The sequence below is a fragment of the Rhodospirillales bacterium genome, assembly GCA_014323865.1.
Classification (GTDB): Bacteria; Pseudomonadota; Alphaproteobacteria; order SP197; family SP197; genus SP197.
In genome coordinates this window covers 163292-190208 of record JACONG010000006.1, presented here as the reverse complement: position 1 = coordinate 190208, position 26917 = coordinate 163292, and the positions used below count along the sequence as shown (strand labels likewise).

The following is a 26917-nucleotide window of genomic DNA, read 5'->3' as shown; positions in this document are numbered from 1 at the left end:
GTCGGTAATGCGGTGCCCCTTCTGCGGTCACGAAGAGACACAGGTCAAGGACTCGCGGCCTACAGAAGACGGGGCGACGATTCGTAGAAGGCGGCAGTGCCTGAACTGCAGCGGTCGATTCACGACATTCGAACGGATTCAGTTACGTGAGTTGACGGTGGTCAAGAAGACCGGCAGCCGTGCGCCGTTCGACCGCGAAAAGCTGGCCCGTTCGGTCGAGATTGCGATCCGCAAGCGTCCGGTAGATCCCGAGCGTGTCGAGCGTCTCGTGTCCGGCATTCAGCGCCGGCTCGAGAGCATGGGCGAGGCCGAAACTCCCTCCAGCGTCATCGGCGAGATGGTGATGGAAGGGCTGTCGAACCTCGATCCTGTCGCCTATGTCCGCTTTGCCTCGGTCTACCGGAACTTCCGCGAAGCCAGGGACTTCGAGCAGTTCGTCGAACAGCTCGACGGGGAGGAACACGTTGGCAGGCGGCACCGCGACGACGACTGACGAAGACCGCCGCCACATGATGGCGGCCTTGGCGCTTTCGTTGCGCCACTTGGGACAGACTTGGCCCAATCCTTCCGTCGGTTGCGTGATCGTGCACGACGGCCGTGTTGTGGGTCGTGGCGTCACGGCGCGCGGTGGCCGACCCCATGCCGAGACCGAAGCGCTCAAGCAGGCGGGCGAGGCGGCCCGGGGCGCGACCGCCTATGTCTCGCTCGAACCCTGCGCCCATCAGGGGCAGACCGGTCCGTGCTGCGATGCGTTGATCGCGGCGGGCATCGCCCGTGTCGTCGTTCCGATGCGTGATCCCGATCCGCGTACAGCGGGCGAGGGTCTTGCCCGGCTGATCGAGGCCGGCGTGGTTGTCGACGAGGGATCCCTGGCCGCCGAGGCCGCCGACATCCATGCCGGCTTCGCGTCCCGCATCGTCCGCGAACGACCGCTTGTCACGGCAAAGATTGCCGCTACGCTCGACGGCCGGGTCGCGACGGCCGGGGGGGACAGCAAGTGGATCACCGGTCCCGAAGCCCGGGCACGAGGTCACCTGCTGCGCGCGAACCACGACGCCGTCATGATCGGCAGCGGTACGGCACTGGCCGACAATCCCGTTCTGACCTGTCGGCTGCCGGGCATGAGCGACCATTCGCCCCTCAGGGTCGTTGTCGACAGCGGGCTTGGTCTGCCGGAACAGTCCGGTCTGGTTCTTTCCGCTCGGGAGACACCGCTCCTGGTCCTGTGCGGCAACGACGTGCCCGCCGAGCAGGAGCAGCGCCTGGCGTCAGCCGGAGTCGAGATCGCCAAGGTGGGGCGAAGGCATGACGGTCGGCTCGACACCGCGCTGATCCTGAGCGAGCTCGGTGGCCGGGGCGTGACCCGTCTTTTGATCGAGGGTGGACCCCGTCTCGTAACATCCTTTCTTGCCGATCACCTCGTCGACAGACTGGCCTGGTTCAGCGCGCCGGCCCTGCTCGGCAACGACGGAACGCCGGCGGTGCGGGCGATGGGGATCGACTCGATTTCGCGGGCCGCATCGTGGCGGGTGCGCCATGCCGACCGTGTCGGCGACGACGGCCTCGTCATGCTCGATGCCGTCAGGGAGTGAGGAGCGGAAGCATGTTCACAGGCATCGTCACCGATCTCGGTACCGTGCGCGCCATTGAGCAGCGCGGCGACGTCCGCTTTGCGATCGAGACCGCCTGCGACCTCGAATCCATTGCAATCGGTGCCTCGATCGCCTGTTCCGGCCCCTGCCTGACGGTCGTCGCCAGGAAGGACCGCGTGTTCTTCGTCGACGTCTCGGCCGAAACCCTGTCGCGCACGACGATCGGGACGTGGCGCGAGGGCACCCGAATCAACCTCGAGAGATCGCTGGCGATGGGCGACGAATTGGGCGGGCATCTGGTCTCCGGCCATGTGGATGCGATCGGCCGCGTGACCTCGGTCGAGCCCGACGGCGATTCGACGCGTTTCTCCTTTCATGCGCCCGTCTCGGTCGCAGCCTTCATTGCAGAGAAGGGCTCGATTGCCATCGACGGTGTCTCGTTGACGGTCAATGGCGTTGACGATGATGCCGATGGCTGCACCTTCGGAGTGAACATCATCCCGCATACGCAGGAGGTGACCACGTTCGGCCGCCTCAAGACCGGCGATCCGGTCAATCTGGAGATCGACATGCTGGCGCGCTACATGGAGCGCATGCTGCAGTCGTGCCACGGGAGGCGCTGAGATGCGCATGGGCCGCATTGTCCTGTTCGTGCGCGATATGGAGAAGGCCGCTGCGTTCTACGGCGACGTCCTGGGTCTCGAGGAGTTGTCCGGCCCGGGGAAGGACTGGCGCGAGTTCGATGCCGGCGGCAGCAACATTGCGCTTCACAGCGGCGGACGCGACAAGGCGCCACCGCGCATGCCCAAGATCGTCTTCGTTTGCGACGATGTCACGGCCGAGCGTGAGACGCTCAACGCCCGCGGTGCCAGGTTCGGCAAGGTAAAGATGGCGGGCGACCTTCATTTGTGTGATGGGAAGGATCCGGAGGGCCATGCCCTCCAGCTTTCCAACCGGCGCTGAGCTCTCAAGGAGTCACCGATGGCCACGACGCCCCATATCCTCATTCTTGAGGCACGCTACTACCAGGACATCACGGACAATCTCGCGCGCGGCGCCATCACCGAGCTCGAGGCCTGGGGTGCGACCTACGAGCGCGTTGAACTTGCCGGCGCGTTCGAGATTCCCGGCGGCATGCGCATGGCGATCGCGACCGGCAAGTACGATGGCTATCTTGCGCTCGGCTGTGTGCTGCGCGGGGAGACGTCGCACTATGGCCACATCTGCAATGAGGTTGCGCGCGGCATAAACGACCTCGCCATGAAGCACATGGCGCCCGTGGGCTTCGGCGTTCTGACCTGCGACACCCTTGAGCAAGCCGAAGTGCGCGCGGATCCCGAGCGGAAGAACAAGGGCAAGGAGGCCGCTGTCGCCTGCATCAAGATGGTCGAACTGGCTGCGACCCTGCGCGTGACCGGATGACCGACGCTACGCAGCGTGAGGCGTGGCGGATCGCAACCGTCACGCGGCTCGCCGCCGTTCAGGCTCTCTATCAGATCGACCGTGACGACTCGTCGACCGAAACGGCGTTGTCGTCGGCGACCACCCGCGGAGCCGTTCTGGACGACGAGGGTGCTGCAGCCGAGGTCGATCCCGAGGCGCTGACGGCGATCGTGCGTAGCGTGGCCGGCGATCGGGACAGACGGCTCGACGGCATGATCGACAGCGCGCTGGCGGACGGTTGGTCCGTTTCGCGGCTTGAGTCGCTGATGCGCGCGATCCTGCGTGCGGCGATCCACGAGCTTCTGGACAATCCCAACGTGCCGGCTCGTGTCGTCATCAGCGACTATGTCGATATCGCCCATGCGTTCTATGAGCGTGGTGAGCCCGGCATGATCAATGCCGTGCTCGACCGCCTTGCCCGCCTCCTGCGCGGTCACGAGTTCGAGACGGCGGCCGGTGGATGAATTCGATCTCATCGATCGTCTGATCGCGCCGCTCGCGGTCGCAGACGGAGCCCGGGGGCTCACGGATGACGGCGCGGTTCTGACGCCCACGCCGGGCATGGAACTGGCACTGACGAAGGACCTCCTGACCGAGAACGTGCACTTCCTGGCCGACGATCCGCCGGGCGACGTGGCGCGCAAGCTGCTGCGCACCAACCTGTCCGATCTCGCGGCGATGGGTGCGCGCCCGCTTGGTTATCTCCTGGGGCTGGCCTCCGACGGCCGTCGCGATGATGTCTGGTTTCGCGCCTTTGTGGATGGACTGGCCGACGATCAGGATCGCTACGGCCTCTCACTCCTTGGCGGCGACACGATTTCGACGGCCTCGGGCGTGCTGACCCTGTCGCTGACCGCGATCGGTGAGATTCCCGCCGGGCAGTCTCTGGCGCGTTCGGGCGCACGGCCAGGCGATCACCTCGCCGTCAGTGGCACAATCGGGGATGGTGCATTCGGACTGCTGGTTCGACGGGACGTACTCTCTGGGCTCTCCGACAAAAGCCGTGCGTTTCTCGTCCGGCGTTATCGGCTGCCGGAACCGCGTGTTGCCTTGGGGGCCGCGCTGCTGGGCAGGGCCCATGCCGCGCTTGATGTGTCTGATGGCCTCGTCGCTGACGCCGGACATATGGCCAGACGTTCGGGGCTCGCCATCGAGATCGACCAGGCTGCCGTGCCGCTGTCCTCGGCCGCCCGCGAGGTGATCGATCGCGATCCCTCATGTTGGCCAGCCGCCCTCACAGGTGGCGATGACTACGAACTCTTGATCGCGTTCGATCCCGGCCGTACCGGCGAACTCCGGGACATGGCCGCGCAGAGCGGAACGGATCTGACCATCATCGGACGTTGTCTGGCGGGCAGGGGCATCCGTATCCTGGACGCCGACGGCCTCGAATTGCAGATCGACGGCAGCGGCTGGCGTCACGAGGGCTGATTCCGGGCATTCGCGCCGTTTTTGTGCAATGCAGCAATTGAAATCGGCCAACGCATTTGGCATGTTCGCGCACCTTTTGACGATCGGATTGCAGGGATCGGGCGGATTGTCGCTCGTGGCGCGTCCGGTCCGACCAACTCCGGGGAGTATTCGGAACAATGGATGCATTGTACTTCGCCATCGTCTGCGGCGTGGTGGCCGTTGCCTATGGCATCTACGCCAGTCGCGCGGTGATGGCCGCCAGCGCCGGCAACGAGCGCATGCAGGAGATTGCCGGCGCTGTTCAGGAAGGTGCGCAGGCCTACCTGAATCGCCAGTACATGACGATCGGCATCGCCGGTGTCGTGATTTTCGTCCTGCTCATCATTTTGCTGGGCATTAGCCAGGCGATCGGCTTCGCGATCGGTGCTGTCCTTTCGGGCGCGGCCGGCTACATAGGCATGATCGTGTCGGTTCGTGCCAATGTGCGCACCGCCGAAGCGGCTCGCACGAGTCTCGAGAAGGCGCTGGCGGTGGCCGTGAACGCGGGTTCGGTCACCGGCATTCTGGTCGTCGGCCTCGGCCTTCTGGGCGTCGCTGTCTACTACGTCGTCCTGCTCGGCATGGGCGTCGACCAGCGTGAGATCGTCGAGGCGCTCGTCGCACTGGGCTTCGGCGGCTCGCTGATCTCGATTTTTGCCCGTCTCGGCGGCGGTATCTTCACCAAGGGTGCCGACGTCGGTGCCGACCTCGTCGGTAAGGTCGAGGCTGGTATCCCCGAGGACGACCCCCGCAACCCGGCCGTGATCGCCGACAACGTCGGCGACAACGTCGGTGACTGTGCCGGCATGGCCGCGGATCTCTTCGAGACCTACGCGGTGACCTTCGTGGCGACCATGCTGCTGGGCTCGATCTTCTTCTCGGGCGAAGCGCAGGCGCAGATGATGGTCTTCCCACTGGCTCTTGGCGGCGCCTGCATCCTGGGCACCGTCATCGGCAACTTCTTCATGAAGCTCGGTTCCAACCAGAACATCATGTGGGCGCTCTACAAGGGCTTCATCGCCACAGCGGTGATCTCGGCGATCCTTTTCATTCCGGTAACGGAATGGGTTGTCGGCCTGTCGACGGAGCACAAGGTGGGTGACCTCACCTTCAACGGTTGGGACATGTTCTGGTGTGGCATTCTGGGTTTGGTCATCACCGGCCTGCTGATTGTCATCACAGAGTACTACACCTCGACCGAGTATCGTCCGGTGCGGGTCATCGCCAAGGCGTCGACCACAGGCCACGGCACCAACATCATCCAGGGTCTCGCGCTCTCGATGGAAGCCACCGCGCTTCCGGTGCTGGTCATCGCCGCGGGCATCGTGATCGGCTACCTGGTTGCGGGCCTTTTCGGCATTGCCATCACGGTCACCACCATGCTGGCACTGGCCGGCGTCGTCGTGACGCTCGATGCCTACGGCCCCGTCACCGACAACGCCGGTGGCATCGCCGAGATGGCTGAGCTGCCCGAGGACGTGCGCAAGACGACCGATGCGCTCGACGCCGTCGGCAACACGACCAAGGCCGTCACCAAGGGCTATGCCATCGGTTCGGCCGGCCTTGCCGCCCTGGTGCTCTTTGCAGCTTATGTCGAGGATCTCGAACACTACTTCCCGGATCTTCACGTCGACTTCCACCTGAGCGACCCCTATGTCGTGGTCGGTCTCTTCATCGGCGGTCTGCTGCCCTACCTCTTCGGCTCGCTCGCCATGCAGGCGGTCGGTCGTGCCGCCGGTTCGGTCGTGGAGGAGGTGCGCCGCCAGTTCCGCGAGATCGCCGGCATCATGGAAGGCACCGGCAAGCCCGATTACAGCCGGGCGGTCGACCTGCTGACCCGGGCGGCGATCAGGGAGATGATCATCCCGTCTCTTCTGCCGGTTCTGGCGCCGATCGTTCTCTATGTGATCATCGCCATCATCGCCGGCGAGGTCGCGGCCTTTGCTGCGCTGGGTGCGATGCTTCTGGGCACAATCGTCACGGGTCTCTTCGTGGCGCTCTCGATGACCTCGGGCGGTGGCGCCTGGGACAACGCCAAGAAGTACATTGAGGACGGCAATCACGGCGGCAAGGGCTCTGAAGCCCATCATGCCGCGGTGACCGGCGACACGGTTGGTGATCCCTACAAGGACACGGCGGGTCCGGCCGTGAACCCGATGATCAAGATCATCAACATCGTGGCGCTGCTCATGCTCGCCATGCTGGGTGGCTGGGCCTGAGCGCACCATCCAACGCGACGAAGAACGGGCCGGTCAAGGATGTGCAGACGTTTTTCTTCGGGTTCAGACAAGTTGGATGTCTTCTCTGAGTCAAAATATCATCTCTGGAGGATTTCCCTCTTGATCTGAACCGAACAAGGGGATTCCCCTTCGTTTCACCCCATGATTCTGTACCCGCAGGTGACATGGGAGGGAGATATGGGGCGTTGCTACGGATTGGACCTTCGCCGCCCTGATCGGCTAGGGCGGATCGTGATTGAAAAACTCCATGAGGAGGTTGACCGTGAGCACGTTGTCAAGCGTTATCGCAAGCGTACTTCTGGTTGCAGGTGTTTCCGCTTGGACTCAGGAGAGTACAATGCCCATGCCCACCGACCCCGTACCGGGCACGACCGATCCGGCGAGTGACAGCCTTCAAATCAGACACGGTGCAAGTGGTCCGGCAAGTAATCGGGAAACCGGTCCAAATATAAGAATCACCTCGTCCGTATATCGTCAACAAGTCACCAACTTCAGTATGATCGATACAGCCGTTGATGCTGGCAATCTCGCAGCCCCGCAGGCTCTCCCGGCCGGGAGAGGCAGCTTGACCGGATACATGAGGACGAACTATTTCTCGGGCAAGGGTCTCCGCCGACAATCTCGTTGGCCATCTCGCAGTCGGTGCCGATTTCGCTGCGGGTACGGTCACGACAATTGCAAGCGATTTTCGTCGGTACAGTTCCGGTGATGATCCGAGCCCGAACGGTGGCTGGAAAGGGCGTGGCAGGATTTACGGGGCCCTTTCGGGTAGCGGAACCATCACCCGAACGACAATTGCAAGCAATCTGCAAGGCATTCTCGATGACGGTGGAGACAGGAACGTCCACGTCAATGCTAAATGGCAGGTCAGGTTTACGACAACGACGGTGCAACCCTTGTGCATGGGGACGTTAGGGGAAATTATACCGTAACCGGACATAACCGCAAAGTTGGCGTTATACCGGACATAAATGTCATAAGCATGGGCGATGGTGAGTTTTTCGTCACCGCGAGGAGAAGCATTCGCTCCGGGCCGCCGCTCCTGGACCTCACTACCCGCAATGAGCGACCTGGGGTAAAAGCAACCATCGGTCGGAGGGACTATCTCAAGCAAGTCGACAATTTCGCTTTGATTGGTACAGCCGTCGAATCTGGCCTTCTTGAAGTTCCAAGGGGGAATGTTCGGATTGGAACGGGCACCTTGACGGGTTATATAAAGATGGACTACTTTGCATCGTCAGAAGATGACATTGCACATGACGCCAGAAACTATCTCGTTGGCGGTCTTATAGTGAACGCCAATTTCATTAACCGCAGGGTCACGACATTTGCGAGCAATTTTCGCGAGTTTGTAGACGAAGGCCTTACGAGTTCACTTACCGCGCGGTACGGTGAGGCGAAGAATGGCTGGAACGGTCGTGGCAGGATTCACGGGACCCTTCAGGGTAGCGGAACCACCACTTGAACCAAGATTAACAGCACCCTTGATGGCAATCTCAGTGACGGCAGAATTGGTGACATAACCGTCGATGCCGATATGGCAGGCAGGGTTTACAAGAACGGCAGGGAAAATAAACGGGCTCTGGTGTACGGAAAGGTTAAAGGAACCTACACGCCTGAGACTGAGAACAACCTTATAGGCACAAGACGGGGCGGCGAAATCGTCGATGTTGGTGAAGACCCTCTTCGTATCCGCAACGGTGAGTTTTTCGCCGTCAGGAATAACAACATCACATCCGGTCTGGCCCGCCTCAAAATCCCGTCTGGTGTAGGTTCGACAATCAAACCGTTGCAGCATCTCCAGCAAATCGACAATTTCGATTTCATCTTGACACATCGCCAGGGTCGCGAGCTTCCGCGCGTGCCGGAGTTTCCTTTTTCGCAAGCCACCTTGATGGAATATGTCACGTTGGGCAATCTCTTCCCGGATCGTCCTGTCATCGGCAATCTCACAATCGCTGGCGATTTCAGCCGGCTTGACGGCAGTGACGTATCGGGGACGCTCACGGGTATCGCAGCGTTCCTTCAGCAGTCGCACCAGTTTAACGGCCTCCTGGATGGTACGATTACCCTCACGGAAGGGGATACAAGCATCGACACAAGTGTCATCGGCGGGAGTATGATCGGTATCGCAAGAGATATAGGTCACTTGCTCGGTGGCGCAAGCGAGTCGGATGATGTCAGGGTAATCGTATACGGATCCCTTAGAGGCTTCTCGTCGAGGGGCGAAACTTTCGGTGAGTTCGAAGGCGGGGCGTTCTACGCTATCCAGAACGATTCCCGGAACTGAAATGCAGTAAGGAAGATTTCAGCAGGCGGCATGGCCGCCTGAAATCCTCTGTGTCTACCCGATGCAGAGCGGATTGACGCACCCGGCTGGAACCGCATGAGATTCCGGCCGGGTGCCATCCATTCTGGCATGTCAACATTCTGGCCCGCCTATGTTCTGGCCTGTCAGGGATCGCACAGGCAGGCCACTGCTGCCCGCGCTCCCCGACACCCAACGACGCCCGGCCGCGCATCGACCCCATCGGGATAGCGTTCGGGATAACTTTCTCTGGGCTCAAGGCCCTGCTCCGAAAGGCTGCCGGAGGGACCATCGATGATCTCGACCTCGTGGGTCGATGACCTCCGGGAGGCCATCGCAACGATCATCGATCGCTTCACGCCACGGCACGAACGTCTTCGCCGCCGCAGGATATCGTCCCGATGAAATTGATCCCGCTCTATGTTCCGGGTATCGGGACTGCTAGGCCTTCGGCGTTGAACCGTCCGATGTTGCCGAAGAGCTGTTCGAGCAGGCCAAGCTGCTTGCCGTAGGTCGGTGTTGTGCGGGAAACCGGATCGACGACCAGGCCGTTTTCCAGCGAGAAGTTGGCGATTTCCTGAACGATACCGCTGTCGTCGAAAGCAATGGCGACAACGTTCTGATCGACTATCTCGGGCTCGAAGAAGGCGTACTCTTCCCGCAGTTCCGTGATGTAGAGCCAGGTTTCTGCGCCGAACAGGGTTGTCGTGGAGGGCGTGCCGAGGAATTGGGCAACCTCGAGCCTGTTGTGCACGCCCGGCTCGATGCGCGCAAGCGTGTCGGGATCAGGGACGTAGCCGTGATTGCTGACACGCGGTTCACACGCACTCGTGGCAAGCGTACCGGCCAGCGCGACGCCCAGAAGGGCGCTGCGCCATGCACGACGGCGGTGCCGATCCAATCCCAAGGCCTTCATTGATCCCGTTGATCCACAATCCCAATTAATGCCTGGACGGTGCAGGGACAAGCGCCATGGTGTCAATTCCTGAACCGTCAGAAAACCCGATATCGGATTTATGCGCACATGCTCGGCAAGTTTTTCTCACGTTCGCGGTTCGATGAGACGACCCGCAGACTTCATGACGTGGTCGTGGCGCAGGCGCGCGATCCGATCCTCTATGCAGAGTACGGTGTGCCCGACACGCTCGACGGCCGCTTCGAAATGGTGGTGCTGCATGCGCTTCTTGTGATGCGGCGGTTGCGCACTCTGGGCGAGGAGGGCGAAGAGCTTTCACAGAAGTTGTTCGACTTCATGTTCGTCGATTTCGATCGTGCCCTGCGGGAGATCGGCGTCGGGGACCTCAGCGTCGGACGCCGGATCAAGAAGATGGCGCAGGCCTTCTATGGACGTGCTGCCAACCTGGATGAGGCCTTGGTGGCTGACGACGATGCCGCCCTGTCGGCGTTCCTGGTGCGCAACGCCTACGGCACAGTGAACGGCGCCGAGGAGGCGGCAGGACGTCTGGCGCTCTGTGTTCGCGAGCAGGTCGCGCATCTCGATCCCCAGGAGGCCGGTTCGCTTCTGGCCGGTGATCTGACATTCTCACCCATGAAACGGCTTCAGACGGCCTGACAGGGTGGAGCAGTGGCTGAAGACAGCCGCGAATCCGAAGGAACGGCTCATGACGGATGTGGAATTCTCCCGACCATTCGATGTCTCCAGGTTTGAGGACGGGGACAGCGATTATCTGACGATCGTTGCGGAGGCCGAGGAGCGCGACGTGCTTGCGGTGCGCTTCGATTTGGCGGCTCTGCCATCGCTGAAGGCCGACGTCACGATCGTGCGGTCCGGCCGTCAGGTGGTTGCCGGCGCGGTCATGCACGCGGACGTGGTCCAGACCTGTGTTGTGTCGCTCGATCTGATCGAGATCGCCGTCGACGAACGCTTCGAGGTCGTCTTCGATCCCGATGTGCGCCCGACCGGCGAGTTCGACGAAACGATCGACTTCAATCTCGGGGCTGACGAACCGCCGGAACCGTTGGTGAACGACGCGATCGATCTCGGCGAGATGGTGGCCGAGCACTTCGGGTTGGCTCTCGCCCCCTATCCGCGGAAACCGGGGGCAGAAATCGACCCGCGCTACACGTCAGATGAAGTCGAGGAAAGAAAAAGCCCGTTCGCGGTTCTCAAGGGGCTCAAACAGGATGGTTGAGCGGCTTGTCCGCTCCCGGAAAGCCTGATATAGCCCGCGCAGTCCCAAGACAAATCAGAGGCGCAACCCATGGCGGTTCCGAAGAAGAAAGTGACCCGCTCACGGCGGGATAATCGTCGTTCGCACCACGCACTGGTCGGCGCCTCCGTGAACGAGTGCCCGAACTGCGGCGAGATCAAGCTGCCGCATCACGTGTGCCTGGCCTGCGGCTACTACCGCGACCGTGAGGTCACGGAGCCCAAGGGCAGCATCTGACGCTTCCGCGTCGCCGTTACGGTATCGAGACAGGGTCATGAGCTCCGCCCACGTAATCGCCCTTGATGCGATGGGCGGCGATCGTGCCCCCGACATCGTCGTTGCGGGCGCGAACGCCGCGCGCATCCGTCATCCGGGCACCGAGTTCCGGCTCTTCGGGGTGTCCGAAAAGTTGGAAAAGAAACTGAAGCGCTTTCCCAAGCTCGCTGCGGTCTCGGAGATCGTGCCCGCGGAGACGGTCATTGAGCCCGACATGAAGCCCTCGCAGGCCCTTCGCAAGGGCGGGCAGTCGAGCATGCGCATGGCGATCGACGACGTGAAGGAGGGCAATGCAGCAGGTGTTGTCTCGGCCGGTAACACCGGTGCGCTCATGGCCATGGCCAAGCTTGCCCTGCGCACCCTACCCGGCATCCATCGTCCCGCGATCGCATCAATGTTTCCCACGCAGCGTGGCGAATCGGTCATGCTTGATCTCGGTGCCAACATCGACTGCAACGCCGAGAACCTCGTTCAGTTTGCCGTCATGGGGGCGGCGTTCGCCCGCAGCGTTCAGGGTATCCACAGGCCATCTGTGGGCCTGCTGAACGTCGGCAGCGAGGAGAGCAAGGGTCATCAGGAGATCCGGCGGGCTGCCGAGATCCTGCGTTCCGCGGAGTTGCCCCTGGAGTTCTATGGCTTCGTCGAGGGCAACGACATCACCGAAGGCACGGTCGATGTTGTGGTCGCCGACGGCTTCAGCGGCAACATCGCCCTGAAGACGGCCGAGGGCACCGCCAGCATGTACACCGGCTTCCTGCGGGCCACCTTCCGCCGCTCGGTGTTCTCGAAGCTCGGCTACTGGCTTGCGAAGCCGGCGCTCATCGCTCTCAAGAACCGGGTCGATCCCCGACGTTACAATGGCGGCATGTTCCTCGGTGTGAACGGCGTCGCTGTGAAGAGCCACGGAGGGACCGACGCCATGGGTTATGCCAACGCGATCGGCTTTGCCGTCGACATGCTGGCCGAAGGATTCAACGAAAAGGTCATCCGCGATGTGGAGCTTCTGGGAAGGGTTTCCTGCATGCCGGCCGGGGTCTCGGCCCGGTGACGGTGATCCGCTCGATCATCGCGGGCTGTGGTGCCTATCTGCCGGAACGCTGCGTTCCCAATGCGGAGCTTGCCGCTCGTCTCGACACTTCCGACGAGTGGATCCGAAGCCGGACCGGGATCAGCCAGCGCCATGTCGCGGCCGACGGCGAACTGACCTCCGATCTCGCGACCCAGGCGGCGCGCCGTGCCCTGGACCATGTCGGCCTCACGGACGATGCGATCGATCTGATCGTCGTCGCCACGGCAACGCCCGATCTCACCTTTCCAGCAACGGCGACCCAGGTCCAAGCCAACCTCGGTATCACGCAGGGCTGCGCGTTCGACCTGCAGGCGGTCTGCACCGGTTTCGTCTACGCTCTGGCCGTGGCGGACAACTTCATCCGCGTCGGTCAGTCGAAGGGCGCTCTTGTGATTGGTGCGGAGACCTTCTCGCGCATCCTGGACTGGGAGGACCGTACCACCTGCGTTCTGTTCGGTGACGGCGCAGGGGCCGTGGTGCTGGTGCCGCAGGACGGTGAAGGGACATCTTCCGACCAGGGCATCCTCTCGACGCATCTCCATGCTGATGGGCGCTACAAGGACATGCTCTATGTCGATGGTGGCCCGTCAAAGACCCAGTTTGCCGGTCGCCTCCGCATGGAGGGACAGGATGTCTTCAAGCATGCCGTCGTAAACCTCGCGCAGGCCGTCGACGAGGCGTTGACGGCCAACGGGCTGGAAGGTGCCGATATAGATTGGCTGGTGCCCCATCAGGCCAATCGCCGTATCATTGATGCGACGGCCCGAAAGCTCGGCATGACCGAGGCGAATGTAGTGGTGACCATCGAGCGCCACGCCAACACCTCTGCCGCCTCCATTCCGCTTGCTTTGAGTGAGGCGGTGGGCGACGGACGCATTGAGCGCGGGCAGCTCCTCCTGATCGAAGGTATGGGCGGCGGGTTTACCTGGGGATCCGCCATGGTTCGCTGGTGACTGCGCCGCATTCCTGGTTCTTTACATTAACGAGAGCCCCTGAGAAGTGTTTGGCGTCACCTAAGATATCAGATGCAACCAGTTGATATTGACGGATTTTCTTGTTGCAGTTAGCTTATTGCCTTAAGGCGCTGGGGATACTTCGCCAATGGCGGACAGAACCGTGACTCGTGCAGACCTCACCGAGGCCGTCTATCATGAAGTTGGGCTCTCCCGCAGCGAGTCCGCTCAGCTTGTCGAGTGCGTTCTGGGAGAGATCTCCGAAACCCTCGCGCAGGGTGAGACAGTCAAGATCTCATCCTTCGGAAGCTTCTCCGTTCGTGACAAGGCATCGCGCGTCGGACGCAACCTGAAGACCGGTGAGGAGGTCACGATCTCGTCGCGCCGGGTCCTGGTCTTTCGTGCGTCTCATGTCCTCAAGAATCGCATCAACGACGACCACGCCGAAAGGCGTGAGGACTAAGCCGGACGATGGCGGCCGCGCAGAACGATCAGAGTAACAGCTCCTCGCGCCGTGGAAGCAAGTCGAAGGTCGCTTTTCGCACGATCAGCGAAGTCGCCGAGGAGCTGGATGTCGCCCAGCACGTTTTGCGCTTCTGGGAGACCAGGTTTCATCAGATTCGCCCTCTGAAGCGGGGCGGCGGTCGCCGTTACTATCGCCCCGAGGACATTGCGTTCCTGCGTCAGATCAAGCGCCTGCTCCATACCGACGGCTACACGATCAAGGGCGTGCAGCGCCTGATCCGGCAGGGCGGCGTGACGGCCTTGCAGACCGAGTCCGCCGTGCCGGTGCCGGAGGCCAGGGTCGAGGCGGCTTCGGTGGCCACAGCGCTCGGTGCTGCGGATCGTTCGGTGATCGAAAAGGCGGTCGACGAGCTCGATTCCTGCAAGCGGTTGCTGGCGGCCCGCGTTTGAGATACATCATATCTGATTGGGCTGGAACTGTCGGCCCCAGGGGGGTCAGGACGGAGCGTGGCGCAGCCTGGTAGCGCAACGGTCTGGGGGACCGTAGGTCGCAGGTTCAAATCCTGCCGCTCCGACCACTCTGCCGATGCAGATTTCATTCGTCTTCATTAGTTATTCCTCGCGATCAAGTTAGCGTGCCCGTTCCCGTTTCTTGAGGAGATCCCCTTCTGGGCCGGTACGACATCCGATACGGTGGCCAGGGTGATCGGTCAGCTGACCAACGAAGGCGTTGTGAAGCGTCGCCACGGCACGCTTCACATCATCGACCGCAGGCACATCGAAAAGCTCGCCATGGGCTGCGAAACCGGCTGACCGCGCACGGCAGCAGCGGGCCTTGACCGTTCTCGTGTGGTTTCGTCGGGACCTCAGAGTCGCCGATAACCCGGCACTGACATGGGCTGCGAACACCGGTCGGCCCGTTGTGCCGCTCTACATCCTCGACGATGACGGTCTCGACGTTCCCGGCGGCGCGTCGCGCTGGTGGCTTCACGGCAGTCTCTCGGTACTGGACCAGGCCCTTCGGAGCAAGGGAAGCCGTCTGATCGTCGCACAGGGCGATCCGCGCGCGGTGCTTGAGCGTCTGGTGTCCGAGACGGCTGCCTCGGCGCTGGTCTGGAATCGGCGCTACGAACCGCGCACGATTGCGCAGGATCGTGATATCATGACGTGGGGCAAGGACGCCGGGCTCGAAGTCACGTCGTTCAACGCCGGCCTGCTTCATGAACCTTGGACAATCCAGTCCGGCATCGGTTCGCCGTACCGCGTGTTCACACCCTATTTGAAGGCTTGCCTGGCAAGGGGGCACGATGCGCCGCAGGGCGCGCCCGGCGGACTATCATCACCGGCCTCATGGCCTGTCTCTCTGAATATCGAGACGATGGGGCTTCTCCTCAAGGCATCAGATTGGGCTCAGGGTCTTCGCGCCGCGTGGTCGCCCGGCGAGGCCGAGGCACAGGCTCGGCTGGAGGCGTTCATGGAGCAGGGACTGGCAACTTATGCGCAGGACCGGGACCGTCCCGCCCTTACGGGAACGAGTGGGCTGTCGCCCCACCTTCACTTCGGTGAGATCGGCCCGCGTCAGGTGGCAGCCGCCATCGATCTGATCGAGCCGGGCGAGGGGCCCGCGACCTTCATGAAGGAGTTGCTCTGGCGCGAGTTCAGCCACCATCTCTTGTTCCACAATCCGGAAATGGAAACCGCCAACCTGCGACCGGCATTCGATGCAATGCCTTGGTGCGATGCACCCGACGACCTGCGCCGCTGGCAGCGGGGCGAGACCGGGTATCCGCTGATCGACGCGGGCATGCGGGAGCTCTGGACGACGGGTTGGATGCACAATCGTGTGCGCATGGTCGTGGCGTCGTTCCTCACCAAGCATCTGATGATCGACTGGCGCCTGGGAGCCGACTGGTTCCTCGATACGCTGGTCGACGCCGACGCTGCGAACAACAGCGCGGGCTGGCAATGGGTCGCTGGGTCGGGTGCCGACGCCGCGCCGTACTTCCGCGTCTTCAATCCCGTCGCGCAGTCGCGCCGATTTGACCCTGACGGCGCCTACCTGCGCCGCTGGTTGCCGGAACTGTCCGGTCTTTCCACAAAGGACATCCACGAGCCGTGGGCGATCCCTCACATGGCTCTTGCCAAGGCGGAGATTGCGCTCGGAAAGGACTATCCGCAACCCATGATCGATCATGGCCGGGCACGACAGCGTGCATTGGACATCTATGCGCGGCATATCCAGGGCAAGCGTTGAGCAATGTCCATGAAGGCCGACGTTCAAGGACTGACGACCGACCTCGAAGTCACGGATAGCCTGGTTGCCGTCGCGGGACTACATGTCGTCGACGCCGGCAGCGGTGCCGGCGACCCGGCCCGGGGTCTCGTGGCCCGCGGCACCGAGGTGGTCACCCGGGAGCCCGAGCCCGGTGGTCAGGCGGCGATCAACCGGAACGAGCTGGCTTGCCCTTCCATCGCCTTCCGTCAGACGGGCACCGAGACCATACCCTGCGCGGACGCATCAATGGATGGTGTCTTTTTCGCAAAGTCGTGGCATCACGTTTCCAGGCATCTCACGGCCATGGCGCTGCAGGAGGCGATCCGGGTGCTCAGGCCCGACGCGGAGTTCCTCTACATTCTGGAGTCGGAGTTCGGCGGCAGTCACACGGAGCTGATGTTTCCGTTTCACGACGAGACCAAGGCGCGCAGGTCGGCCAGGCAGGCACCCCGGGACGTTGCCGCGCCACGGTTCGAGGGAGCGCGAGAGATTCGGTTCAACAATCGTCTCGGACACGATAGCCATGAGGGTTTGCGCGAGCGGGTTTGCGGCCAAGCCTACGCCGGTTTCCGACGCGCCGATGTCGATGTGCCGGTGGCTCGCGGGTGTTTCGAACTCGGACGCAATGAGCGTGGCGACGGGTTCGACCACCCCATGCGTGTCGAACTCGACATCGTGCCGCAAAGGCTGAGCTGATGGCGACGGCACCCGCACGCTGCGATCACGCTGTTCTGGACACTGCGCGGATGTATGAGGCCGACTGCCTGACGATCGAGGCGGGAACATCCGGTCACGTGCTCATGGGACGGGCCGGCCAGGCGATCGCCTCGGCAATCATGGAGCGCTGGTCGACCTGCCGCGTCGGTGTTCTCTGCGGACCCGGCAACAACGGTGGAGACGGCTTTGTCGTGGCCCGTTTGCTCACGGAAGCCGGCTGGACCGTGCGCCTCGGTCTGCTGGGCAAGCGGGACGCGCTCAAGGGCGATGCCGCATCAATGGCGGAACTCTGGATGGGCACCGTTGCGATGATCGAGGACGTGCTTGCGGACGATCCCGACCTGATTGTCGACGCGTTGTTCGGTGCAGGGCTGGTGCGCGACGTCGACCCCGGCTTGATCGCTGCCATGGAAGGCGCAGGCTGCCCCATCGTTGCTGTGGACGTTCCGAGCGGCGTCGACGGAAACACCGGAGCGATCCGCGGCGCCTCTCCAACGGCCGACCTCACGGTTACGTTCTGCCGCATGAAACCCGGTCATCTGCTCTATCCGGGTCGGGGCCGCTGCGGTGATGTTGTGGTCGTCGACATCGGCATCAAGAACGAGACCGTGGAGCGCTTGGCGCCGGATGTGTTTCGGAACTGTCCCGACGCCTGGTCGACATCGTGGCCGCGCCCCGACAGCGGCGATCACAAGTACAAGCGCGGCCATCTGCTGGTGGCCGGCGGTGGCATTGCCATGAGCGGTGCGGCACGTCTTGCCGCACGCGCCGGCCTTCGTGTCGGAGCAGGGCTTGTAACCTGCGCGGTGCCGGACTCGGCGCTGCTTGTTTATGCGGCGCAACAGGCAGCTGTCATGACGGCGCCGGCAGCCGATACCGACGCGTTCACGCAATTGATCAGGGAACGGCGCGCCGCGGCGCTTGTGCTCGGACCGGGGCAGGGAGTCCACGATCGCACCCGTGAGTTCGTGCTCACCGGCCTTGAGAGCGGTCTGCCGCTGGTGCTGGATGCCGATGCGTTGACGGTGTTCGCCGACCGTCCGGACGAGCTGTTTGCCCGGCTCCATGCGTTCTGTCTCCTGACGCCCCACGAGGGCGAATTCAAGCGGCTGTTCGCGTGGACCGGTAATCGTCTCGACGATGTCCGTTCGGCTGCGGAGCGTTGTGGTGCGACCGTCTTGCTCAAGGGGCCCGACACCGTCATTGTTGCGCCCGACGGAACTGCGATGATCAACGACAACGCGCCAGCCGATCTCGCGACGGCCGGATCAGGGGATGTGTTGGCAGGCTTTGCCGGCGGTCTGCTGGCGCAGGGCCGGTCACCGTTCGATGCGGCAGCCATGGCCGTCTGGCTTCACGGCGAGACCGGACGTCATTGCGGTGTCGGCCTCATCGCGGAAGATTTGCCGGAGGCCGTGCCCGCCGTTCTGCGTGGTCTGCTTTCGGAGGATACATGACCGGCGGTAACGATGGGTTCTGGGATCGGGCGCTGACCCAGCTCTCCACCGCCTGGCAGGACATCGCCGAAGCCGCGCTGGTTCGCGTGTCCGGATCCGTCAGGCCCGGTCTTCCCGATGAGGCCCGGGAGCGTCTTCGTGAACGCATTCAGGCCTGCATCAAGGGAAAGGGGGGCGAAGCGCTGGCACGCGGTCGGGCGGCTGGGATCGGCCAACACTATCTGGCGCTTGATCGTGACGGTCAGCGCCGTTTTCTGGTCATGCTCGCAGAAGAGTTCGACGTCGATCTCGACGAGGTCGAGCGTGAGGCCTCGGCCCTGCTGCAGGCTGAGGACACTGGCACACAGCGCGCCCTTGCGACCTCGCTGCGCGATGCGACCGAGCCGTCGCGGATGCGGCTCTTCACCCAGTTCAACGGTCTTCCCAACGGCTTGAAGTTCCTCGTCGACATACGGGCCGACGCGCTGGCACATCGTCGAGAGGAACCTATTCTGCTCCGGGTCGCCGACGATCTCCGGCGCCTCCTGTCGGGCTGGTTCGACGTCGGCTTTCTGCAACTCCGCAGTCTGAACTGGGATTCGCCGGCGTCGCTTCTGGAGAAGTTGATTGCGTACGAGGCCGTTCACCGCATCCAGAACTGGAACGACCTCAAGAACCGGTTGGAGAGTGATCGCCGTCTCTTTGCCTTTTTCCATCCGAATATCCCGGATGAGCCGCTCATCTTCGTCGAGGTCGCGCTGGTCGATAACATGGCGGGCAGTGTCCAGCGTCTGCTCGACCCCGATGCGCCCCTGACCGCGCCGACTGAAGCCGAAGCGGCGATTTTCTACTCGATCTCCAACACGCAGCGCGGACTTGCGGGGGTCAGCCTGGGCGATTTCCTCATCAAACGTGTCGTCGACGAGCTGCGTCGCGAGCTGCCGAACCTCAAGACATTCGCGACGCTCTCGCCCATGCCTGGGTTCCGACGCTGGCTCGAGGGCCATCTTGCCGAAGCGCGCCAGCTTGGCTTTGCGCCAGCCGGTCTGGAGTCGGGCATCGCGCCAGAAGCACTTGCGAAGGCGGTCGAATCCGAAGACCGGGAAGCCCTGCGTGCCTGGCGCCAGCAGATCATGGTGCTTGGCGCACGTTACCTCATTGATGAGAAGCGCGGCGATCGCCCGGTCGATGCCGTGGCCCGGTTCCATCTCTCGAACGGTGCCCGGGTCGAGCGGATCAACTGGATGGGTGATCTCTCCGCCAAGGGGCTCGCGGAATCGGCCGGCCTAATGGTCAACTATCTCTACCGGCTCAATGACATCGCCCAGAACCACGAGGCCTTCGTCACGAAGGGCAAGATTCCCGCATCGGCCGATGTTCGTTCGCTGGCGCGGCTTGCGCGACGCGACGAAGCATGACGCTCGCGGTTGCGAGGGGCTGCAATCGAGACTATATGGACCGCCCCAGACTGCAGGCTTGGTCTCGGCCCGAGCGGCGCGGGCGTGGTGGAATTGGTAGACACGCCAGATTTAGGTTCTGGTGACTAACGTCGTGGGGGTTCAAGTCCCTCCGCCCGCACCATGTTCCCTATGTATCCATCGCCGGCCGGGTATTGAGCCCAGGTTCCGACCAACCCCAGACACACGGCACTTCCATGCAGGTTACCGAGACCGCTTCTGACGGCCTGAAACGCGAATACAAGGTTGTTATCGCAGCCGAAGACATGACCAGCCTTATCGACGCACGGCTGAACGAGCTGCAGCGAACGGTGCAGCTCAAGGGTTTTCGTCCGGGCAAGGTGCCCGTCGACCTGCTCAAGCGCCAGTTTGGCCAGGCGGTGATCAGTGAGGTCGTCCAGCAGACACTGCAGGACAGCTCCGGTGAGGTCATAACCCAGCAAGGTGTCAGGCCGGCTGTGCAGCCCAGCATCGAGGACATGTCGTTCGACGAGGGCGCAGACCTCGAATACCTCATGGCCGTCGAGGTGCTGCCCGAGATTGACACGGGCGATTTCTCGGCCTTCGAGCTTGAGAACACGGTCATCAAGGTGACCGACAACGAGGTCGACGAGGCGCTCGAACGCCTGCGTGAGCGCAGCAAGTCGTTCAGGGAGGCCGACGAAGGCCATGTCGTCGAACAGGGCAACACCGTGCGGATCGACTTTGTCGGCCGTATCGACGGCGAGGAGTTCTCCGGTGGCACCGCCGAGGACCATGTCGCCGAGATCGGCACCGGCCAACTCCTGCCCGAGTTCGAGGCGAGCCTGGAGGGCAAGAGAACCGGCGACAGCTACACCGTCGATGTTCCGTTCCCCGACGACTACGATGCCGAGCACCTGGCCGGCAAGACCGCGGCCTTCGACATCACGGTCAAGGAAGTGCGTACGGCTGAAACGCCGGAACTCGATGATGAGTTCGCCAAGGGGCAGGGTGCCGAGAACCTCGACGGCCTGCGCGACCAGATGCGTGAGCGTCTGGCCATGGAGTACAAGCAGGTCAGCCGGAAGCGTGTGAAGCGCGGCCTGCTCGACAAGCTCTCGGACGCCTATTCGTTCGATGTGCCGCCGAGCCTGGTCGACACCGAGTTCGATACGATCTGGACCCAGGTCGAACGTGAGCTCGAGCAACAGGCCAACAGCGCCGGCGAGTCCGGCGATGAAGGCGACAGCGAGCCGGTCAGTGACGAGAAGCGCGAAGCGATGCGCACGGAGTATCGGCGCATCGCCGAACGCCGAGTCCGCCTCGGTCTTCTGCTGAGCGAGATCGGTCGCGCCAACGACATCCAGGTCACGCCCGAAGACATGCAGCAGGCAGTGATCGAGCGTGCCCGCCAGTTCCCCGGTCAGGAAGCCAGGGTCATCCAGTACTATCAGGAGAATCCCCAGGCGATGCAGGAGTTGACAGCGCCCATCCTTGAAGATCGCGTGGTCGACAAAATCTTGACTCAGGTGACGCTGACTGAGCGCACCGTCACGCCGTCGGAGTTCTTCGAGATCGAGAATGCCGAGTTCGCTGGCGATGGCGAGGACGGTGAGATGGCCGAAGCCGAAGACAAGAAAGAGAAGCAACCAGCGAAGAAGGCAACAGCCAAGAAGGCTGTGAAGAAGAAGAATGACGAGAGCGAGGGCTGATCGGCCCAGCGCTCCATAGAAGAAGGCACAGGACCCGCCCATGAGCGACCCGTACGAGATTTACGCCAACACCCTGGTTCCCATGGTCGTGGAGCAGACGGCGCGCGGCGAGCGCGCCTATGATATCTACTCCATGCTTCTGAAGGAGCGGATCATCTTCCTCACAGGTGGTGTGAACGATCATGTGGCGAGCCTGATCTGCGCCCAGCTCCTGTTTCTTGAGGCTGACAATCCGACCAAGGATATCGCGCTTTACGTCAACTCGCCCGGCGGGGCGGTAACGGCGGGGCTCGCGATGTACGACACGATGCAATACATTCGCCCCAACGTGCAGACGCTCTGCATCGGTCAGGCCGCGTCGATGGGTGCGCTTCTGCTGTGCGCCGGTTCCAGGGGACACCGCTTCGCGCTGCCCCAGTCACGGATCATGATCCATCAGCCTTCCGGCGGCGCGCGCGGCCAAGCCTCCGACATCGAGATTCATGCCCGCGAGATCCTTTTTGTCCGCGAACGTCTCAACCAGATCTTTGCGCAGCATACCGGGCAGCCGCTCAAGGTTGTCGAGGAGAGCATGGAACGCGACACGTTCATGACGCCAGATCAAGCCAAGGAGTTCGGTCTTATCGACGAGGTTGTCACCTCCCGTGCCGAGGTCGAGCTCGCGGGCGAGGATTCGTGATAACAGGCGTTGCGTTTTCCACACAGCATGAAACGTATGAATCGTCACAGGACAGCACAGGTTGTGTTGTCTGGATTAGTCTGACTAACATATTGTTGTGACAGGCCCTCATGAGGAACCTGCCGAATGAGTAAGAGCGGCAACTCCAAGAACACTCTCTACTGTTCCTTCTGCGGCAAGAGCCAGCACGAGGTGCGCAAGCTGATCGCGGGACCGACCGTGTTTATCTGCGACGAATGCGTCGAGCTGTGCATGGACATCATCCGCGAGGAGAGTAAGAGCTCGCTCGTCAAGTCGCGCGATGGCGTGCCGACGCCGCGGGAGATCAACCAGGTCCTGATGGACTATGTGATCGGCCAAGATCATGCCAAGCGCATCCTCTCGGTTGCCGTTCACAACCACTACAAGCGCCTGAACAATGGCGGTCGCGGTGATGCGGTCGAACTCGCCAAGTCGAACATCCTGCTGATCGGCCCAACCGGCTGCGGCAAGACGCTGCTGGCCCAGACGCTGGCGCGCATTCTGGATGTTCCGTTCACCATGGCGGACGCCACGACGCTGACCGAGGCCGGCTACGTCGGTGAAGATGTCGAGAACATCATCCTGAAGCTGGTCCAGGCGGCCGACTACAATGTCGAGCGTGCGCAGCGTGGCATCGTCTTCATCGACGAGGTCGACAAGATCGCGCGCAAGTCCGACAACCCCTCGATCACCCGCGACGTGTCGGGCGAGGGGGTGCAGCAGGCGCTGCTCAAGATCATGGAAGGCACCGTCGCGTCGGTGCCGCCGCAGGGCGGGCGCAAGCACCCCCAGCAGGAGTTCCTGCAGGTCGACACGACCAACATCCTGTTTGTCTGCGGCGGTGCGTTCGCAGGCCTTGAGAAGATCATCTCCGATCGCGGCCAGCCGACGTCGATCGGCTTCGGTGCCGACGTGCGCTCTCCGGAGGAGCGTAAGACCGGCGACGTGCTGCGTGAGGTCGAGCCGGAGGATTTGCTGAAGTTCGGCCTGATCCCCGAGTTCGTTGGCCGACTGCCTGTGATCGCAACGCTGGACGATCTCGACGAGGACGCGCTGATCGAGATCCTGGCGGAACCGAAGAACGCGCTGGTCAAGCAGTATCAGAAGCTCTTCGAGATGGAGGGCATCAAGCTCGCCTTCACCGAAGACGCCCTGCGCGCGGTCGCGCGAAAGGCCATTGCGCGCAAGACCGGCGCCCGTGGCCTGCGGTCGATCCTGGAAACGATTCTGCTCGACACCATGTTCGACCTCCCGACCCTGGAAGGCGTCGAGGAAGTCGTCGTGAACCGCGAGGTCGTCGAGCACGGCAGCCAGCCGCTGATGATCTACTCCGATCGTGACGAGGAAATCGCCCCTGCGTCCTGATCGTGGTGTGAATTTCTTCCGAATTGGGGCTTGAACACCATTCGGCCTCTTAAAGTTCGTCTGAATGGCGTGTCAACCCTTGATGTCGCTGTTTCGAACGCCAAATCGACTGGATATATCGGTCCTTAGAAGTGTCGCAACATATTTTGTGGCCGTTTCAAGTCTAAAACTGGAGGCGAATGCCGTGAGTTTGGCCCGAGGTGTCCTTTATGCAGTGCTCCCGCTGCGCGATATCGTTGTTTTCCCGCATATGATCGTCCCGCTCTTCGTCGGGCGCGAGAAATCGGTCAAGGCGTTGGAAGACATCATGAAGGACGACAAGCAGCTTCTGCTCGTTGCCCAGAAGGACGGTTCCCAAGACGATCCCGGTCCTGAGGACATTCATGAGATCGGCACCGTTTCGACGGTGCTGCAGCTGTTGAAGCTGCCGGACGGCACGGTGAAAGTGCTGGTCGAGGGCGGACAGCGAGCCCGGATTGCCGATTTCCATCCGAACGAGGACTTCGTCCAAGTCTACGCCGAGATGCTCGACGACAAGGCCGAAGACGAACGCGAACTGCAGGCCTTGGCTCGCGCCGTGGTCAGCCAGTTCGAAGAGTATGTGAAGCTCAACAAGAAGATTCCGCCCGAGGTGCTGGTCTCGCTCAATCAGATCGAGAACTACGGCAAGCTCGTCGACACCGTGGCGTCGCACCTGACGATCAAGGTGGCCGACAAGCAGGCGCTGCTCGAGGTCAATTCCGTCCTGGAACGGCTGGAGCGGGTCTACGGCCTGATCGAGGGCGAGATCGGCGTGATGCAGGTCGAGAAGCGCATCCGCGGTCGCGTCAAGCGTCAAATGGAGAAGACCCAGCGCGAGTACTATCTGAACGAGCAGATGAAGGCCATTCAGAAGGAGCTCGGCGAGGGCGAGGACGGCCGCGACGAGTCTGGCGAGTACGAAGAAAAGATCAAGAAGACGAAGCTGACCAAGGAGGCGACCGAAAAGGCGCTTGCCGAGGTCAAGAAGCTTCGGACGATGAGTCCGATGTCGGCCGAATCGACGGTCGTACGCAACTACCTCGACTGGATGCTCGGTGTGCCGTGGAAGAAGCGCACCAAGCTCAAGCGCGACATCAGCCACGCCCAGGATCTTCTCAATGCCGACCACTTCGGCCTTGAGAAGGTCAAGGAGCGCATCGTCGAGTACCTCGCGGTGCAAGCGCGCAGCAAGAAGCTGAAGGGCCCGATCCTGTGTCTGGTCGGCCCTCCGGGCGTCGGCAAGACATCACTCGGCAAGTCGGTCGCCAAGGCAACGGGCCGCAACTTCGTGCGCATGTCGCTGGGCGGCGTGCGGGACGAATCCGAGATCCGCGGACATCGACGCACCTACATCGGCTCGATGCCGGGCAAGATCATCCAGGGTATGAAGAAGGCGAAGTCGTCGAACCCGCTCTTCCTGCTCGACGAGATCGACAAGCTGGGCCAGGACTGGCGCGGCGATCCCAGCTCGGCCCTGCTGGAGGTGCTCGACCCCGAACAGAACAGCGCCTTCAACGACCATTATCTTGAGGTCGATTACGATCTTTCGGACGTCATGTTCGTCACGACGGCGAACAAGATCCAGATCCCGCAGCCTCTGCTCGACCGCATGGAGCTGATCAGGATCTCCGGCTACACCGAGGATGAGAAGGTTCGGATTGCCCAGGATCATCTGATCCCCAAGCAGTTCGAGGCCCATGGCCTGAAGGACGACGAGTGGAGCATTTCCGAGGGCGGCTTGCGTGACCTCATCCGCTACCACACCCGTGAGGCGGGCGTGCGCAACCTCGAACGCGAGATCGCAAACCTGCAGCGCAAGGCCGTGAAGGAGATCGTTGCGGGCGAGACCGAGAAGGTCCGTGTCACCTCGCGCAACCTCGACAAATACGCAGGTGTCCGCCGCTTCCGTTATGGCGAGGCCGAGCATGACGACATGGTCGGTGTGACCACGGGTCTCGCCTACACCGAGGTCGGCGGTGAGCTCCTCTCGATCGAGGCGGTTGTCTTGCCGGGCAAGGGAAAGATGACGATCACCGGTAAGCTCGGCGACGTTATGCAGGAGTCGATCCAGGCGGCCAAGAGCTACCTGCGTGCCCGTGCGCCCGAACTAGGCCTGAAGCCGACGATCTTCGATCGCCGCGACATGCACGTTCACGTTCCTGAAGGTGCCACGCCCAAGGACGGCCCGTCGGCCGGTATCGCGATGTTCACCTCGATGCTTTCGTCGCTGACCGGTATCCCGGTGAAGTGTTCGGTCGCGATGACCGGCGAGATCACCCTGCGCGGACGCGTACTTCCGATCGGTGGCCTGAAGGAGAAGCTGCTTGCTGCCCACCGCGACGGCATCAAGACGGTCATGATCCCGAAGGACAACGAGAAGGATCTCCCCGACATTCCCGACAATGTGAAGCGAGGCCTCGACATCATTCCGGTGTCGTCGGTCGACGAGGTGATCAAGATCGCCCTGACCGAAGACCCCGAGCCGATCGAGTGGTCGGATGAGGAGGCCGCCGAACTCGACAAGGTGCCCAACGACGGCAAGGACGCTGAAGTTGTCACGCACTGATCCGGGCGAGTGGATGGCAGCGCTAGTGCATGAATGTGTGTGCGTGACGTTGCAAACATCCACATGACCGCAGAATTCTGCGATTTTCAGCGGTCTTCACGTTGACGTGCTTGTGACCGTGCCAGTAAAATCCGCGGGTTCTGGGGATATCCGTCCAAGTGAACTTCAATCACCAACCACTGATCGCAGGAGGGGGATTTACTGTGAACAAGAATGATATCGTTGCCATTGTTGCTGATTCTGCTGACCTCAGCAAGTCAGAGGCTGCTCGTGCCGTCGACGCCGTTTTCGACTCCATTTCAGGTTCCCTTGCAAAGGGCACGGAAGTGCGTATCGTCGGCTTTGGCACGTTCTCGGTTGCGCACCGCGCTGCGAGTCAGGGCCGCAATCCTCGTACCGGGGAGACCATCAACATCCCGGCTTCGAAGCAGCCCAAGTTCAAGGCTGGCAAGGCGCTAAAGGACTCGGTGAACTAACGCCGGTACACGCCGAATTCGGAACCGCCGGCAGTCAAAGCGACTGTCGGCGGTTTTCGTTTCAGGGACAGCGCGGTTCCGGCTCACACCATAGGGCGGTTAGCTCAGCTGGCAGAGCGACTGGTTTACACCCAGTAGGTCGGCGGTTCGATCCCGTCACCGCCCACCGCCTTCGGCCTCGGGTGGCAAGCTGCACAGCGGATTGTCGCTCGAAGGCATTCAGGGCGTGGAAGCACCTACCGAAGATCCCTTGGAGCGTAGT

The 26917-nt window shown here is 62.2% G+C and carries 27 protein-coding genes and 3 tRNA genes; 29 read left to right on the top strand and 1 reads right to left on the bottom strand.

Annotated elements, in window-relative coordinates:
- The first annotated feature begins 7 nt into the window (after positions 1 to 7).
- From nrdR to GDA49_03510, 10 genes are all read left to right on the top strand, one after another.
- Entirely contained in the window at positions 8 to 493 is a 486-nt protein-coding gene (gene nrdR / locus GDA49_03555; protein ID MBC6439488.1) for a transcriptional repressor NrdR, read from the top strand.
- Entirely contained in the window at positions 378 to 1592 is a 1215-nt protein-coding gene (gene ribD / locus GDA49_03550; protein MBC6439487.1) for a bifunctional diaminohydroxyphosphoribosylaminopyrimidine deaminase/5-amino-6-(5-phosphoribosylamino)uracil reductase RibD, read from the top strand. The genes nrdR and ribD overlap by 116 nt, the downstream gene beginning before the upstream one ends.
- An 11-nt stretch (positions 1593 to 1603) precedes the next feature.
- A complete protein-coding gene (locus GDA49_03545) occupies positions 1604 to 2215 on the top strand; it encodes a riboflavin synthase (protein ID MBC6439486.1) in 612 nt (203 codons plus the stop codon).
- A 7-nt stretch (positions 2216 to 2222) separates the two neighbouring features.
- Positions 2223 to 2555 carry a VOC family protein gene (locus GDA49_03540; protein ID MBC6439485.1) on the top strand — a complete coding sequence of 111 codons (333 nt, stop codon included), beginning with the start codon at positions 2223 to 2225 and terminating at the stop codon, positions 2553 to 2555.
- 18 nt (positions 2556 to 2573) lie between these two features.
- Positions 2574 to 3014 carry a 6,7-dimethyl-8-ribityllumazine synthase gene (ribH, locus tag GDA49_03535; GenBank protein MBC6439484.1) on the top strand — a complete coding sequence of 147 codons (441 nt, stop codon included), beginning with the start codon at positions 2574 to 2576 and terminating at the stop codon, positions 3012 to 3014.
- Positions 3011 to 3499 carry a transcription antitermination factor NusB gene (nusB, locus tag GDA49_03530; GenBank protein ID MBC6439483.1) on the top strand — a complete coding sequence of 163 codons (489 nt, stop codon included), beginning with the start codon at positions 3011 to 3013 and terminating at the stop codon, positions 3497 to 3499. Before ribH ends, nusB begins: the two co-directional genes overlap by 4 nt.
- Positions 3432 to 4466: a thiamine-phosphate kinase gene (gene thiL / locus GDA49_03525; protein ID MBC6439482.1), complete on the top strand. Its 1035-nt coding sequence runs from the start codon at positions 3432 to 3434 to the stop codon at positions 4464 to 4466. The genes nusB and thiL overlap by 68 nt, the downstream gene beginning before the upstream one ends.
- A gap of 158 nt (positions 4467 to 4624) precedes the next feature.
- Complete coding sequence (locus GDA49_03520; protein MBC6439481.1) at positions 4625 to 6706, top strand: sodium-translocating pyrophosphatase; 2082 nt, start codon at positions 4625 to 4627, stop codon at positions 6704 to 6706.
- Between the two features lie 880 nt (positions 6707 to 7586).
- Positions 7587 to 8192, top strand: coding sequence for a hypothetical protein (locus GDA49_03515; GenBank protein ID MBC6439480.1), 606 nt, complete (start codon positions 7587 to 7589; stop codon positions 8190 to 8192).
- A 72-nt stretch (positions 8193 to 8264) separates the two neighbouring features.
- Entirely contained in the window at positions 8265 to 9017 is a 753-nt protein-coding gene (locus GDA49_03510; GenBank protein MBC6439479.1) for a hypothetical protein, read from the top strand.
- A 436-nt stretch (positions 9018 to 9453) separates the two neighbouring features.
- Here the strand turns inward: GDA49_03510 and GDA49_03505 are convergent, their stop codons facing one another.
- Complete coding sequence (locus GDA49_03505; GenBank protein ID MBC6439478.1) at positions 9454 to 9951, bottom strand: outer membrane protein assembly factor BamE; 498 nt, start codon at positions 9949 to 9951, stop codon at positions 9454 to 9456.
- 108 nt (positions 9952 to 10059) lie between these two features.
- On the opposite strand from GDA49_03505, the gene GDA49_03500 reads away from it, so the two are divergent.
- The 19 genes from GDA49_03500 (at position 10060) to GDA49_03410 (ending at position 26821) form a co-directional block, all read left to right on the top strand.
- Positions 10060 to 10608, top strand: a complete 549-nt coding sequence (locus GDA49_03500) for a ubiquinol-cytochrome C chaperone family protein (protein ID MBC6439477.1) — start codon at positions 10060 to 10062, stop codon at positions 10606 to 10608.
- A gap of 49 nt (positions 10609 to 10657) precedes the next feature.
- Positions 10658 to 11188, top strand: a complete 531-nt coding sequence (locus GDA49_03495) for a DUF177 domain-containing protein (protein MBC6439476.1) — start codon at positions 10658 to 10660, stop codon at positions 11186 to 11188.
- A 69-nt stretch (positions 11189 to 11257) separates the two neighbouring features.
- Positions 11258 to 11443: a 50S ribosomal protein L32 gene (gene rpmF / locus GDA49_03490; protein MBC6439475.1), complete on the top strand. Its 186-nt coding sequence runs from the start codon at positions 11258 to 11260 to the stop codon at positions 11441 to 11443.
- A 37-nt stretch (positions 11444 to 11480) separates the two neighbouring features.
- The gene (gene plsX / locus GDA49_03485; protein ID MBC6439474.1) at positions 11481 to 12530 is read left to right on the top strand and encodes a phosphate acyltransferase PlsX; all 1050 of its coding nucleotides are present in this window, start codon (positions 11481 to 11483) and stop codon (positions 12528 to 12530) included.
- Positions 12531 to 12535: 5 nt separating this feature from the next.
- A complete protein-coding gene (locus tag GDA49_03480) occupies positions 12536 to 13504 on the top strand; it encodes a ketoacyl-ACP synthase III (protein MBC6439473.1) in 969 nt (322 codons plus the stop codon).
- 148 nt (positions 13505 to 13652) lie between these two features.
- Positions 13653 to 13967, top strand: a complete 315-nt coding sequence (locus tag GDA49_03475; protein MBC6439472.1) for an integration host factor subunit alpha — start codon at positions 13653 to 13655, stop codon at positions 13965 to 13967.
- A gap of 8 nt (positions 13968 to 13975) precedes the next feature.
- On the top strand, positions 13976 to 14419 hold the full coding sequence (locus GDA49_03470; protein ID MBC6439471.1) for a MerR family transcriptional regulator: 444 nt from the start codon (positions 13976 to 13978) through the stop codon (positions 14417 to 14419).
- A gap of 51 nt (positions 14420 to 14470) precedes the next feature.
- Positions 14471 to 14547: transfer RNA gene (locus GDA49_03465), tRNA-Pro, on the top strand.
- 257 nt (positions 14548 to 14804) lie between these two features.
- Positions 14805 to 16223, top strand: a complete 1419-nt coding sequence (locus GDA49_03460) for a deoxyribodipyrimidine photo-lyase (GenBank protein ID MBC6439470.1) — start codon at positions 14805 to 14807, stop codon at positions 16221 to 16223.
- Between the two features lie 9 nt (positions 16224 to 16232).
- Complete coding sequence (locus GDA49_03455; protein ID MBC6439469.1) at positions 16233 to 16940, top strand: class I SAM-dependent methyltransferase; 708 nt, start codon at positions 16233 to 16235, stop codon at positions 16938 to 16940.
- Between the two features lie 50 nt (positions 16941 to 16990).
- Positions 16991 to 18418, top strand: a complete 1428-nt coding sequence (locus GDA49_03450) for an NAD(P)H-hydrate dehydratase (GenBank protein ID MBC6439468.1) — start codon at positions 16991 to 16993, stop codon at positions 18416 to 18418.
- Entirely contained in the window at positions 18415 to 19815 is a 1401-nt protein-coding gene (locus GDA49_03445) for a malonyl-CoA decarboxylase (GenBank protein ID MBC6439467.1), read from the top strand. Before GDA49_03450 ends, GDA49_03445 begins: the two co-directional genes overlap by 4 nt.
- A gap of 78 nt (positions 19816 to 19893) precedes the next feature.
- Positions 19894 to 19978 (top strand) — tRNA-Leu (locus GDA49_03440).
- Between the two features lie 73 nt (positions 19979 to 20051).
- The gene (locus tag GDA49_03435; GenBank protein ID MBC6439466.1) at positions 20052 to 21527 is read left to right on the top strand and encodes a trigger factor; all 1476 of its coding nucleotides are present in this window, start codon (positions 20052 to 20054) and stop codon (positions 21525 to 21527) included.
- Between the two features lie 73 nt (positions 21528 to 21600).
- Entirely contained in the window at positions 21601 to 22206 is a 606-nt protein-coding gene (gene clpP / locus GDA49_03430) for an ATP-dependent Clp endopeptidase proteolytic subunit ClpP (GenBank protein ID MBC6439465.1), read from the top strand.
- A gap of 126 nt (positions 22207 to 22332) precedes the next feature.
- Positions 22333 to 23592, top strand: coding sequence for an ATP-dependent Clp protease ATP-binding subunit ClpX (gene clpX / locus GDA49_03425; protein MBC6439464.1), 1260 nt, complete (start codon positions 22333 to 22335; stop codon positions 23590 to 23592).
- 82 nt (positions 23593 to 23674) lie between these two features.
- Positions 23675 to 26179: an endopeptidase La gene (lon, locus tag GDA49_03420; GenBank protein MBC6439463.1), complete on the top strand. Its 2505-nt coding sequence runs from the start codon at positions 23675 to 23677 to the stop codon at positions 26177 to 26179.
- A 203-nt stretch (positions 26180 to 26382) separates the two neighbouring features.
- On the top strand, positions 26383 to 26655 hold the full coding sequence (locus GDA49_03415; GenBank protein MBC6439462.1) for an HU family DNA-binding protein: 273 nt from the start codon (positions 26383 to 26385) through the stop codon (positions 26653 to 26655).
- Between the two features lie 93 nt (positions 26656 to 26748).
- Positions 26749 to 26821, top strand: a tRNA-Val gene (locus tag GDA49_03410).
- Positions 26822 to 26917 lie beyond the last annotated feature (96 nt).